The sequence below is a fragment of the Limosilactobacillus galli genome, from assembly GCF_947381495.1.
GTDB lineage: Bacteria > Bacillota > Bacilli > Lactobacillales > Lactobacillaceae > Limosilactobacillus > Limosilactobacillus galli.
The window spans coordinates 1-204 of record NZ_CANCWK010000158.1; the positions used below are offsets into that span (position 1 = coordinate 1).

General features: G+C 47.5%; 1 pseudogene. It reads right to left on the bottom strand.

From position 1 onward, the window contains the following. Positions 1-204: pseudogene (locus QOS10_RS09705) on the bottom strand (IS30 family transposase); the annotation flags it as partial.

Genomic DNA, 204 nt, shown 5'->3' on the forward strand with positions numbered 1-204 from the left:
GAGCGGCCGTGACTGAACGTACCACGCTTTTCTTTAGCACGATGACGACGAATTCCATGATCAGGCAAATCGGTCAACTGTACATCAAGCCATCCTTGATCAATCCAGTTATAGACCGTCTTGTAACCAATCCCAACCACATGGGCAACTTGTTCAGGGGACCACTTCTGGACTTGAATCTTTTCCTCGACCAAGTGTTTAAGG